The organism is Scandinavium sp. UTDF21-P1B (assembly GCF_040750395.1).
Classification (GTDB): Bacteria; Pseudomonadota; Gammaproteobacteria; order Enterobacterales; family Enterobacteriaceae; genus Scandinavium.
Genome location: NZ_JBFLVD010000002.1, coordinates 43,374 through 56,153, shown reverse-complemented (window position 1 = coordinate 56,153; position 12,780 = coordinate 43,374). Strand labels below are relative to the sequence as shown.

Genomic DNA, 12,780 nt, shown 5'->3' with positions numbered 1-12,780 from the left:
TCACCTGATAAAAATAATATTATTCAGCGCTGAATTATTAAGGATTGATATGGCCGTAAGTAAAAGTAACTCTCAAAAATTCATTGCCAGAAATCGAGCGCCGCGCGTACAGATTGAATATGACGTGGAAATTTACGGCAGCGAAAAGAAAGTCGAATTGCCTTTTGTTATGGGCGTGCTGGCAGACCTTTCCGGTAAGCCGCTGGAGCCGCTCCCACCGATCGCCGATCGCAAATTCCTCGATATTGATATCGACAATTTCGACGAGCGCATGAAGGCAATGAAACCACGCGTGGCGTTTGCGGTGCCGAATACTCTGACGGGCGAAGGCCAGCTGATGGTCGATATCACCTTCGAAAGCATCAACGACTTTTCACCGGATGAGATCGCCCGAAAAGTGGATTCCTTATCCCAGTTGCTCGAAGCACGGTCCCAGCTTGCCAACCTGCAAACCTACATGGATGGCAAAGCTGGCGCCGAAGAGCTGGTGAGAAAGCTGCTCAAGGACAAAGCGCTGCTTAATACCCTTGCCGCTTCCCCAAAAGCCCAACCTGAAGTTGCTGACGTTCAGCCAGAAGAGTAATGAAAAAGAAAGGAACCCCTATGTCTGTTATGGATGTACAAGCCCAAAAAACGTCGAAGTCAACGGCGGAAACCAGCGATTTCAACCAGCTGCTGGCGAAAGAGTTTAAAGCCAAAACGGAACAGACCAAGGTCGCCGTCGAAGGTGCGGTAAAGACGCTCGCCGAGCAGGCGCTGGCCAATACGGTCACCATCTCGGATGACGCGTACAAAAGCATTGAGTCAATCATTGCCGGCATCGACAGCAAGCTCTCCGAGCAAATCAACCTTATCCTGCATCATCAGGAGTTTCAGGCGCTGGAAAGCGCCTGGCGCGGCCTGCAGTATCTGGTTTACAACACCGAAACCGATGAAAAGCTGAAGCTGCGCTTTATGGACATGTCCAAGGACGAGCTGCGCCGCAACATGAAGCGCTATAAGGGCATCGCCTGGGACCAGAGTCCGCTGTTTAAGAAGATCTATGAGGAAGAGTACGGCCAGCTCGGCGGCGAACCTTACGGCTGCCTGGTGGCGGATTACTACTTCGACCACACCGCACCGGACGTCGACCTGCTGGCTTCGCTCGGCAAAATCGCGGCGTCCGCACATATGCCTTTCATCTCTGGCGCATCACCGACGGTGCTACAAATGGAGTCCTGGCAGGAGCTCTCCAACCCACGCGACCTGACCAAAATCTTCACCCAGAACCTGGAATACGCCGCATGGAACTCGCTGCGTCAGGGCGAAGACTCCCGTTACATCGGCCTGGCGATGCCGCGTTTCCTCGCCCGTTTACCGTACGGTATTCGCACCAACCCGGTAGACGCCTTCCACTTTGAAGAGGTCACCGACGGCGCCGATCACAGCAAATACATCTGGTCCAACGCCGCCTATGCGATGGCGGTAAACATCAATCGCTCCTTCAAGGAGTATGGCTGGTGTACGTTGATTCGTGGCGTGGAGAGCGGCGGCGTCGTGGAAGGCCTGCCATGCCACACCTTCCCGACGGACGATGGCGGCGTGGACATGAAATGCCCGACCGAAATCGCGATTTCCGATCGCCGTGAAGCCGAGCTGGCGAAGAATGGATTTATCCCGCTGGTTCACCGCAAGAATACCGATTATGCCGCCTTTATCGGCGCACAATCCCTGCAAAAACCTGCCGAGTACTACGATGCGGACGCCACGGCCAACGCCAACCTCTCGGCACGCCTGCCGTACCTGTTTGCCTGCTCACGCTTTGCGCATTACCTGAAATGTATCGTCCGCGACAAGATCGGGACTTTCAAAGAGCGCGACGAAATGCAGCGCTGGCTGAACGACTGGGTAATGAACTACGTCGACGGCGACCCGGCCAACTCAACCGTTGAAACCAAAGCGCGCCGTCCGCTGGCGGCGGCAGAAGTGGTGGTGGAAGACGTTGAGGGCAACCCGGGTTACTACCAGGCGAAATTCTTCCTGCGCCCGCATTTCCAGCTGGAAGGGTTAACCGTTTCTCTGCGCATGGTGGCCAAACTACCTTCCGTGAAAGAAGGCGCCTGATAAAACAGGCTGACCACTCGCGCAAAACTATTTTTTGTGATGCTCACCATTACAAAAGGGAACGTTCTTCCGGGAAGGAAGAACATAATTTGTTGTTTTAAATTAGCTAAATAAGCACTGGAGAATATGCATTATGGCACAAGATATGTTTATTAAAATCGAAGGAATTGAGGGTGAATCTCCGGATGCCGTTCATAAAAATGAAATCCAGGTTTTATCCTGGAACTGGGATGTCGCACAGCATTCAAATATGCACAGCGGTTCCGGCGGCGGTTCTGGTCGTGCAACGGTTGATGATTTCTGCTTCGTCCACTATACCGACAAAGCCAGCCCGAACCTGCTGAACTACTGTCTGACCGGTAAACACATTAAGAACATTCAATTTGTGATCCGTAAAGCCGGTGGCGACCCGCTGGAATATCTGACCATTAAATTTACCGATGCCATCATCACTAAAGTAAATATGAATGGTTCTCACGATGACGAAACGCGTCCACGTGAATCCGTTCGCTTCTCATTCACCAAAATGACTCAGGATTACGTCATGCAGAATGCTGAAGGTCATAAGTCTGGCGTTATTTCCGCGACCTATGATGTGAAAGCTAACCTGCACGGTTAATTTTCATGCCCCGAAGGCTCGCTATTTGGCGAGTCTTCATTTCACCACCCAGCGTTATTACTGAATAGCCGTTTACATCGCGCAGCGGTTATTCAGGATAATACTGAAGGAAACAGGTAAGAGTTTGATGAAAAGGAAAGCTGCACAGTACGGTCTGAACCTGATCCTGGCTCTGATGCTGGCCGCATGCAGCACCAGGAATGAGCCCCAGCCCCCCCCAAAAAGGGTGGAAATGACATTCCACGCCAGCAAAAACAGCAATCCCGACCGGGACGGCCGCGCTGCACCGGTTCAGGTCATGCTCTATTCGCTCGTCAACGCGGATAATTTTGCCAACAGCGACTTTATTTCACTGACCAACGGAGCCGATCCTGCTCTCCTTAACGACATCAGGAATCAGCAGCAGCTGATCCTGAAGCCGGGCGAATCCCGCACGATCAAACTCGAGCCCCCCCGCGACGTCCATTTTTTCGGCATTGCCGCCGCTTTCCGCACGATCAATGACGCCAGGTGGAACGCCGTTTACGCCCTGCATCCACAGAATTCCCGCCCCTGGTATCACTGGCTAATCCCGTCAACGGATGAGCCTTTGAAGCTGGAGGTCGCCCTCGACAACGTATCCGTATCCATTAAAGAAGCGAACTGACCCGTGAGAACTAATAAAGTCGTGTGGAGTGAGGGACTCTTTTTGCGCCCTCAGCTCTTTCAACAGCAAGAGCGTTACCTTGAATATTACGCGCACAAAAGGGCCGCTACCCTCACCCCGTTCTTCTGGGGGTTTGCGCAATATGAGATAGATAACGAGGCGCTGGCCTATGGAAAACTGGTCCTGCGCACCTGCAAAGGCGTTCTGCCGGACGGCACGCCCTTTGATGTGCCCGCACACGCTGAACCGCCTGAACCGCTAACCATCTCCGCAGAGCACCTCGGGAAGGTGATCTGGCTGGCGGTACCGCTACGGCTCGACAACAGCGATGAGACCATTTTCGATGAGTACGATCGCAGCTCGCTGGCCCGCTTCTGCGCCTACGATGCCGAGCTGAACGACAGCAACGCCATCCGTCAGGGCGCGAAGCAGGTACAGCTTGGCCGCCTTCGCCTGAGATTAATGAGTGAAACCGAGATGACCGAATCCTGGATCGGTTTACCGCTCATGAAGGTGAAAGCCCTGCAGCCGGACGGCAGCGTGCTGCTGCACTTTGAAGATTTCATTCCACCGGTCACCGGCTACGGCGCAAGCCCGCTACTCGGCGAATGGCTGACCCACCTGAACGGGCTGGTGAAGATTCGTGCCGAAATGCTCGCCAATCGTCTGGGTAACAGCGACGGCAAGGCCAGCGCCAGTTCGGAAATCGTCGATTATCTGCTGCTGCAAATTTTCAATAAATACGAGCCGATACTCGATCACCTGCGCCATATTCCGGAGCTGCCGCCGATCGCGCTGTACCAGGAGCTGGCAAAATTTGCCGGTGAGCTGTCAACCTTCATCCGGGTTAACACCCGCAGGCCACGGCCCGCACCCGGCTACCACCACGGCGCGCTCTTCAAATCCATACGCCCGCTGGTCGAAGAGCTCAACGATCTCCTGAACCAGATTCTGGTCCGCGCCGGTCAAATGATCCCGCTACACAAAAAAGGCCAGGGCGTGTGGGCCGCATCGGTACTGCCGGAAGAACTACGCTCCTTCTCAAGCCTGGTGCTGGCGGTCAACGCGCAGATGGCCGCCGATATTCTGGCGCAACAGTTCGCCGCTCAGGCCAAGATAAGTTCTCCGCAGCAGCTGCATGAGCTGGTGCGTTCGCACCTGCCGGGCCTGGTGTTGCAAAACCTGCCGGTGCCGCCCCGCCAGATCCCGTATCACAGCGGCAGCGTCTATTTCGAACTGACCCGCAATGGCCCGTTCTGGGATCGCATTTTGCAAAGCGGGGCGCTGGCGCTGCACGTGGCGGGCGACCTGCCCGAGCTGCGGCTTGAGCTATGGGGGATTCGTCACTGATGAGCGACAGCATCGCAGAGATGACCGATGACAACGAGCAAAGCCTGCAGGCGCTGGGCAAGTTTTTGCTCGATGAGTCCGCAGAAAGTCCTCTGAACACGTCTGCCGTCAACGCCGGGTCGGGGCACGCTCCGGCGCAGCCGACCGTGAGCCTCGCCCTGAATGAAGCCAGCCTGAAGGGCGAGAGCATTCAGCAGCGGGTGCTGCGGGTAAATGCGGCCAGCAATCCGCTGCTGGAGGCCAGCCAACCGCTGCTGCGAGCGCTGAGTGAAATGCCGCTGGAGATCGCCGACAGCAGCCAGGTCGAGGTACTCAAACGTACGCTCGCCAGCGAAATCAACGTCTTCACGGTGATTTGTGAAGAGGTCGATATTCCATGGAAGAAAATGACCATCGTGCGTTACTGCCTGTGTACCGCGCTCGATGAAGCGGCGCACGCCTCTCCGTGGGGCATCAGCTCAGGCTGGGCGCGCAGCAACCTGCTTAACCATTTTGAAGGCGATAACGACGGCGGTAACAAATTCTTCCTGCTCGCCGGGCGCCTGTCGATGCAGCCTCACGACTACGCCGACGTGCTCGACATCATGTTGCGCATTCTGGCACTGGGCTTTGAGGGCCGTTACAGCATCGTCGAGGATGGCGATCGCCAGTTGATGCGCATTCGCCAGCGCCTGCTGGCCCTGCTGCAAAACACGCTCAGTAAAGTCTCGCCAGAGCTGTCGCCGCTCGGTCTGCCGGAGCGACAGGAGATCAAGCGCCGGGCGCGGATTTTCGTGCCCGTGCGGGGCACGCTGCTGCTGGTCACGTTGCTCACCGCTGGCACCTTTATCTGGTGCAAATACCATTTGCTGGTGAAAGAGCATGCGCTGACCGCGCGTATTGACGCCATGACCCGCATCGCCCCGGCAGCGCCTGTGCAACGTCTGCGCCTGGCCGTTCTGCTGAAAGCGGAGATTGCGAAAAAGCAGGTGGCGGTCGATGAAACCAGCCAGCAGAGCAAGGTCATCTTCAGCGGCGATTCAATGTTTGAATCAGGCTCCGTACAGGTGAAACCGGAAATGACGGCGATCCTCGGGCGCGTCGCCACGGAGATCCGCCGGGTCAACGGCGAAGTGTTGATCGTCGGTCATACCGACGCCATGCCGATCAACAAACCTGGCATCAGGAATAACCAGGCCCTGTCGGAGCAGAGGGCGAACAGCGTCGCTAACCTGTTGATCAGCGCGGGCATTCCTGCGAGCAAAATTCGTATTGAGGGGATGGGAGAACGGCAGCCGCTGCAAAGCAATCAGGATGCAGCCGGTCGGGCACGAAACCGTCGCGTTGAAATGTTTGTCACCTATTAAGAGCCACAACGGAATGTCTTACTTGAGTCGATTATTCTCCACCCACAACCTGAAGTTTCTGATGCTGTTGCTCTGCGCCCTGCTGGCGGCGGCGGCCATCTGGTATCTCGGCCCATTCTCCGGCTTCGGCGAGGCACATCCGCTCGAATCCGTCAGTGCGCGCTGCCTGTGTATCCTGGTGGCATGGCTTTGGATCGCCCGCCTGTGGTGGCGCATTCCGTTCTTCATCCCGCTGGCCCTGAGCGCCAGCGTGCTGGTTTGGGTGGCCGGACCGTGGCTGCTGGCCGGGAAAAGCTATCCGCTCACCGCGCCGTCGCGGCGGCTGGCGATCGTCGCCGTCATCTGGCTGGTGGTCCTGCTCTATGCCCTTTGGCTGCTGGTGGTGGCGCTTATCCACAATCCGGCGCTGTTGAATCGCCTGAAAGGCGTGGGAAAACCGGCGGTCAGTCCGGCGGAAAAATATACCTTTATTACCCGCCAAATCCGCCATGCCGTGGCGTTAACCAGCCGGGCCCGCACCCACTGGAAGCGCTGGTGGACGCTGCTGCTGCCAGGCATTCTGCCCGAAACGATCCCCTGGTATGTGCTGCTGGGCGATGAAAACTCCGGTAAGACCTCGCTGGTTATCGCCTCAGGGCAGGACTTCCCCTTGCCGGAGCAGCTCAGCCGCACCAGCCAACAGAACCCACCGACCGCCAGCTGCGAATGCTGGTTTGGCAACGACGCGCTGTTTCTGGATACCGCAGGCAAATACATCAGCAGCGAGGCCGCCGACGACGAATGGCAGCATCTGCTGAAAACGCTGCACAAATACCGCGCCCGCGACGGGATCAACGGCGCGATCGTCGCCGTTCCTGCGGCCGATCTTCTTCAGGGCTCAAAAGAGAGCAAGCTGGCGCTGGCAACGCGCCTGCGCGCCCGACTCGCCGAACTCCGCCAGCAGCTCGGCGTTCATTTCCCGGTCTACGTCACGATCACCAAAGTAGACCACTTGAGCGGCTTTGAGCCCTGGTTTCGCAGCATGACCCGCGAAGCCCGCGACCAGGTGTGGGGCGTCACTTTCCCGTGGGGTGAAATGGTCAACACCTCCACCAACGGGCTCCAGCAAAAAATTTCCAGCGAGCTGGACGTGCTGCAGCAGCGGCTGGCGAGCACCCTCCACCCTCGCCAGCAGGAGGAGTATTCACTTCAGGATCGCAAGGCGATGTACACCTTCCCGCTGGACTTTCAGCTGCTGTGCAACGAAGTGGCGGATTTTTTACAGCAGGCGTTTTTCAGCTCCCGCTATGACGAAACCCAGTTCTGCGCCAGCTTCCGCGGGGTCTACTTCAGCAGCAGCTGCCAGCAGGCTGATACCCGCCTGCACAATCACAAAACGGTGGTCTCTCGCTGGCGGCGCTATTTTGTCAGCGACCAGCCAGAAACCGCGGCGTTCAGCGCCGAGCAGGCAATCCCGGAGGAAGAGGTGCTTCAGAGTACGGTGTGGGGCAAACACTACTTCCTCAGACAGCTTTTTGCCGACGTGATCGTCAAGGACGCCACCCTCGCCACGCCAAACTTCCGCGAGGCGACGCGTTTTCGTATGCAGCGTCTGTTCAGCCATATCGCCCTGCTGCTGCTGGCGGTGATCCTGATCCGCGGGCTAACCCTGAGCTATGACAACAACTCGACTTATCTCGATGCGGTAATCGCCAAAACGCAGCAGCTGGAAAAAGCCGTCGCGCCGTTAAAACAGCTTCCGGAAGGCAAAATCCTCGCCGGCCTGCTGGCGATGGCCCGCGATTTGCCGGAGTTTGACCCCCTGAATCTGCTGGACCCGGCGCTGGACTATCGCTACGGGCTGTATACCGGTAAACCGGTGGCCGAGCACGCCAATGGTTTGTACCGCTATATGCTGGAGCGTTTTTTCCTGCCAGCGTTGCAGAACCAGGCAAGTGCATCGCTGAATGCAGCACTTCAGGATAAGAGTGAGAACGACGAACAGCTGTATCAGGCGCTCAAAATCTATCTGGGCATTTTTGGCCAGGGCCAGGCCAGCAACGAATGGCTTAGCGTAGCCTTAACTCAGCAATGGGACAGCCAGGACAAGCTGACGGCCTACGGCGATGAGAGCGTATTCCAGGCCCACCTGAGCGCCCTGTTCGCCGGAGAGAAGTGGCTGCAATATGGGCAAAAAGCGGATACCACGCTGATCGCTCAGGCCCGCGCAGCCCTGGGTCAGCGCTCGCTTAACGCCAGGCTTTACCAGCGCGTAAAGTCCGTGGAGCTCGCCCAGGCGCCAGAGCCGATGACGCTCGACAAAATGACCGGGGATAGCAGCGCGCAAATCTTTACCGTCACCGATGAGCAGCTGGCACGCGACGGTATCCCTGGTTTTTTTACCCGGGCCGGGTACCAGATGCTGATAAAAAAAAAGTTTCTCCTCCTCATCACCCAGCTACAGCGTGAAGATCAGTGGGTAATGGGTACGAAAACGGAAGCAGCACCCAATCCTTTGACGGTCCGCGAAGGAGTGCTTCGGCTCTATCTGCGTGAATACAGTAGCCTGTGGAGCCGTCTGCTGGACAGCATTCGGCTCATCCCGCTTGATGAGGTTTCCTCCGGCGGTTCCCCGCTGGCAGGCGATATCTATCTGTTGCGAATCCTCGCCTCACCGAACTCGCCGCTGGTCAACCTGGCCCGCGTCTCCGTCGAACAAACCACGCTGGTGCAGAAGGATAAAAACCTGCCGGAGCTGCTCGACGACGGTAATAACCGCCTCACCAACAACCGACTGGTCAGCCAGGCCAAAAAGCTGGATGACGCGGCCGATGCCTTAATTAAGAAGTTGACCCGGTCAGAGGTGGACGACCGTTTTCGCGCCCTGCATGAGTTCGTCAACGGCCAGGGCAACGCCCTCGCGATGGAAAGCAGTCTGCCAGGCTTGCCCGGCTCCCAGCTCAATAAGCTTTCGTCAACGCTTGGCGAGCTGTACACGCTGTTTGTTGTCACCAGCAACAACCTCAGCAACGGTGAAACGCCGGTGATGCCCGATACCAGCATGCGCATCGGCATTCAGGCGCAGACCTGGCCCACCCCGTTCCGCACGGTCGTTGAACCCTTCATTCGTGGCGCATCGCAGAAAGTGCAGGCTCAGGTGCTCGCCAGCAACAGTAAAAATGTGGACAGCAACCTCGGCGCGGTATGCCGGGAAACGCTGGCCAACCGCTATCCGTTCCGCGAGTCAGCGCAGGAAGTCACGCTTCATGATTTCAGGCAGTTCTTTGCCCGGGACGGGCTGGTCGACAGCTGGTTTAAGCAGAATCTGGCCGATAAAGTCGACACCTCGCAGCCCGTCTGGCGCTATAAGGGCACGCAGTCGGAAGGCAATCTGGCGTTTTTCCAGCAGGTAACCCGGATCCGTAACGCCTTCTTCAGCAGCGATGACGGCAAAAAGATGCAGCTGACGCCGACGCTTTCCGTTGCGTATATGGATCCCGCTATCGTGCAGCTCAATATGAACATCGGCGGCAGTCCGTTCCGCTACATTCACGGCCCGGTTGTTCCGTGGCTGTTTAACTGGCCAGGCACCAACGGCAGTACCAACATCAATATCAGCGCCCTGCCCGCGTTACCCGGCAGCGCCTCTCCGGTTTCACTAAATAGCCCATGGGCTCTGTTCCGCTGGATGGATCAGGCTGCGCTGCGCCAGACAGACGACAACGGAAATATCTTGCTGACTTATTTTGTCGATAAGCGCCGGATGGATATCACCCTCGGTGGAATGGTGTCTGATAACAGTACGCTCTCCAGCCTGTTAAAGGGTTTTGAGTGTCCCACTGATAATTAACAGGGATAGACAAGGTGATGGAAACATATTTCAGAGGGAGACGACCGCATGACGAAAAAATAGAGGCGTCGATCGCCAGTAAACAATCATCGTCCTGCTCACACGCCGTGTGCGCAGGGCTAAAATTATCTACAACGTTTCAGGTATTTACATGTCGCGTACAATCAGCCTGAGCAGCCCGGCAATGCCTTACTTGCTGGGAGAGCCTGCTCTAGTCCTGTCAAAGCTGGATGGCGAAGAAGCCTTTTCCACGCTTTATACATGGTCGATTACCGCCAAAACACCTGCTAATCCTGCGATCTCCTGGCAGTCCGCGTCCAATATTGATATCAAGGCGCTGCTCGGCAAAGAGATGACCATTGAAATCGAGCTGGATGGCAATGGGCTGGATGAAGTGAGCTATGTCGGTAAAGGCACCCGTGAAATCTCAGGAGTAGTCCAGAAAGCAAGATATATTGGCCGGGACGCCAACCAGGCCATGTATGAAATTATTCTGCGGCCCTGGTTACATATTACGGAGCTGACTTCAGACTTCAAAATATTCCAGCAGAAAAGTGTGGTGGATATTCTTGATGAGGTACTGGGTGAATATCATTATCCGGTAGAGAAACGCTTATCGGCCAATTACCCAAAACTTGATTTTCAGGTTCAGTACGGTGAAACCGATTTCGCGTTTATCGAACGGTTAATGGAAGAGTGGGGAATTTACTGGTTTTTTGAACACAGCGATCATAAGCATAAGCTTATCCTGGTCGATCACGTCGGTGCCCATCGCCCCTATTTCAGCGAGGCCTACCACACCATCAGCTACGTGCCGGACGACCCGAAGGCCGGTGAAGAGTATATCGACCACTTCCATCACCAGGAGACTATCGTCAGCGGAAGCTGGCTAACCAACGACTACGACTTCACCCGCTCCCGCGCCGATATTTCCGCCATCGACACGAAGCCGCGTAACACCGTCTACAACCAGATGGAAGTGTTCCACTGGCCCGGTGACTACGAGCAGCCCTCGGTGGGCGAAATGCTGGCCAGCGTGCGCATGGAAGAACGCGGCGCAGAAGGCTCACGGGCAACCGGCAGTGGAGAGGTTCGCGGCATCGTCTGCGGCTGCAACTTTACCCTGACGAACTATCCGCTCGAAAAGGCCAACCGGGAATATATGGTGCTGGCAAGCAGCCTGCGGATCACTGAGGTCCCGCAGGTCAGCGGCGTGGAGATATTCACCTACCACTGCGATTTTACCGTGCAGCCCACCAGCAAGATTTATCGCCACCCGTTAACCATTAAGCGTCCACGCACCCGTGGCCCGCAGACGGCCATCGTCGTTGGTCCGCCGGGCGAAGAGATCTGGACCGATGAATACGGGCGGGTCAAGGTACGCTTTGTCTGGGATCGCTATGGGCAAAACCGCGAATCGGACTCCTGCTGGCTGCGCGTCAGCCAGGCCTGGGCAGGCAATAACTTCGGAGGGATCTACATCCCGCGTATCGGCCACGAGGTGATCGTCGACTTCATCAACGGCGACCCCGATCGCCCGCTGATCATCGGCAGCCTCTACAACAACGTCACCATGCCGCCGTGGGATCTGCCGGTCAACAGCACCCAGAGCGGCATGATAAGCCGCACGGTCGGCGGCGGTCGCACCAACTACAACGGCATCCGCTTTGAAGACAAGCCTGGCCAGGAGCAGTACTGGGAACAGGCCGAGCGTAACATGGTGCGTGTGACCAAGAACGATGAGTCCCAGACCATCGGAGCAAACGCAGAAACGGTAATCGGTGCCAACCGTAACGTCAGCGTGGGGGCGAATTACGACAAAATCGTCAACGCGAACTACAGCAAAAGCGTCGGGGCTAACGCATCGGAAATCATCGGTGTCAGCCGCAGCATGAGCGTGGGGGCCGACTACTCAAAAATCATCGGTGGCGGCTACAGCAACACCATCGGGCTAACCTACGGTCTGGTCGTGGGCCTAGCACGTACAGAGGCCATTGGCGCAGCCAACAGTCTGAACGTCGGTGGGATGAATGCTACAAACGTAGGGGGCGCGAACTTAATCAACGTCGGCGGCTATCATGCCGAGTCCGTGGGAGGTGCCTGGCAGACCGCTGCCGGCGGCGCGTTAACGATGGTTGCGGGTGGCGCAATGGCCCTGGGTTCGGGCGGCATCCTGACGCTGAGCGCGAAAACCATCAAAATCATCGGCTCTGACAAAGTCATCATTCAGGGCGGTGAGGTACAAATCAACCCAGGTGACAATGACGACTGCTGCGGCAACGGCGGAGGCGGTGGTGCAGGCGGTGGCCTGGCCGCACTCTCCAGCCTGGCGGGATTAATCCCGGTCTTTGGCCTGATGGCTCTGCCGCTTCCGTTACCGCCGTTGCCGCCTGGACCACCACCTCCTCCGCCGCCTCCGCCACCAACGGATACGCCGACGGTGACGCCAACCGTTACGCCTACGGAAAGCCCAACTCAGAGCCCGACGGAAAGCCCAACCGAGAGCCCAACCGAGAGCCCGACGGAAAGCCCAACCGAAAGCCCAACCGAAAGCCCGACGGAAAGTCCGACCGAGAGCCCGACGGAAAGTCCGACCGAGAGCCCAACCGAGAGCCCGACGGAAAGCCCGACCGAGAGCCCAACCGAGAGCCCGACGGAAAGCCCGACCGAGAGCCCGACCGAGAGCCCGACGGAAAGTCCGACCGAGAGCCCAACGGAGAGTCCGACGGAGAGCCCAACGGAGAGTCCGACGGAGAGCCCAACGGAGAGTCCGACGGAGACACCGACGGAAACGCCAACCGTCACACCGACGAGGACTCCGCCACCCTGATCGTCACCCCTTTCCGCTCTCCGCTTCGGCGGGCGGATTTACCCTTAATCCATAAAG

8 protein-coding genes are annotated in these 12,780 nt (G+C 57.2%); all 8 read left to right on the top strand.

The window, feature by feature from the left end; all coding sequences use genetic code 11:
* Positions 1 to 49 precede the first annotated feature (49 nt).
* The 8 genes from tssB to AB1287_RS01150 all read left to right on the top strand — a co-directional run bounded on the left by tssB (position 50) and on the right by AB1287_RS01150 (position 12,723).
* The gene (gene tssB, locus AB1287_RS01185) at positions 50 to 583 is read left to right on the top strand and encodes a type VI secretion system contractile sheath small subunit (protein ID WP_312625996.1); all 534 of its coding nucleotides are present in this window, start codon (positions 50 to 52) and stop codon (positions 581 to 583) included.
* A 29-nt stretch (positions 584 to 612) separates the two neighbouring features.
* Positions 613 to 2,103, top strand: coding sequence for a type VI secretion system contractile sheath large subunit (gene tssC / locus AB1287_RS01180; RefSeq protein WP_312626267.1), 1,491 nt, complete (start codon positions 613 to 615; stop codon positions 2,101 to 2,103).
* A gap of 133 nt (positions 2,104 to 2,236) precedes the next feature.
* Complete coding sequence (locus AB1287_RS01175) at positions 2,237 to 2,722, top strand: Hcp family type VI secretion system effector (RefSeq protein WP_435616701.1); 486 nt, start codon at positions 2,237 to 2,239, stop codon at positions 2,720 to 2,722.
* A gap of 127 nt (positions 2,723 to 2,849) precedes the next feature.
* Positions 2,850 to 3,368: a type VI secretion system lipoprotein TssJ gene (tssJ, locus tag AB1287_RS01170; protein WP_435616700.1), complete on the top strand. Its 519-nt coding sequence runs from the start codon at positions 2,850 to 2,852 to the stop codon at positions 3,366 to 3,368.
* Between the two features lie 3 nt (positions 3,369 to 3,371).
* Positions 3,372 to 4,718 (top strand): type VI secretion system baseplate subunit TssK, encoded by a 1,347-nt coding sequence (gene tssK, locus AB1287_RS01165; protein WP_312625993.1) that lies wholly within the window; start codon positions 3,372 to 3,374, stop codon positions 4,716 to 4,718.
* Positions 4,700 to 6,064 carry a type VI secretion system protein TssL, long form gene (gene tssL, locus AB1287_RS01160; RefSeq protein WP_435616699.1) on the top strand — a complete coding sequence of 455 codons (1,365 nt, stop codon included), beginning with the start codon at positions 4,700 to 4,702 and terminating at the stop codon, positions 6,062 to 6,064. The genes tssK and tssL overlap by 19 nt, the downstream gene beginning before the upstream one ends.
* 22 nt (positions 6,065 to 6,086) lie before the next feature.
* Positions 6,087 to 9,893 (top strand): type VI secretion system membrane subunit TssM, encoded by a 3,807-nt coding sequence (gene tssM, locus AB1287_RS01155; protein WP_435616698.1) that lies wholly within the window; start codon positions 6,087 to 6,089, stop codon positions 9,891 to 9,893.
* A gap of 151 nt (positions 9,894 to 10,044) precedes the next feature.
* Positions 10,045 to 12,723, top strand: a complete 2,679-nt coding sequence (locus tag AB1287_RS01150) for a type VI secretion system Vgr family protein (protein WP_435616697.1) — start codon at positions 10,045 to 10,047, stop codon at positions 12,721 to 12,723.
* Positions 12,724 to 12,780 lie beyond the last annotated feature (57 nt).

Excerpts from the sequence above, each read along its gene's own strand:
- tssB (WP_312625996.1), top strand. The coding sequence starts at position 50 with ATGGCCGTAAGTAAAAGTAACTCTCAAAAATTCATTGCCAGAAATCGA.
- tssC (WP_312626267.1), top strand. The coding sequence starts at position 613 with ATGGATGTACAAGCCCAAAAAACGTCGAAGTCAACGGCGGAAACCAGC.
- AB1287_RS01175 (WP_435616701.1), top strand. The coding sequence starts at position 2,237 with ATGGCACAAGATATGTTTATTAAAATCGAAGGAATTGAGGGTGAATCT.
- tssJ (WP_435616700.1), top strand. The coding sequence starts at position 2,850 with ATGAAAAGGAAAGCTGCACAGTACGGTCTGAACCTGATCCTGGCTCTG.
- tssL (WP_435616699.1), top strand. The coding sequence starts at position 4,700 with ATGGGGGATTCGTCACTGATGAGCGACAGCATCGCAGAGATGACCGAT.
- AB1287_RS01150 (WP_435616697.1), top strand. The coding sequence starts at position 10,045 with ATGTCGCGTACAATCAGCCTGAGCAGCCCGGCAATGCCTTACTTGCTG.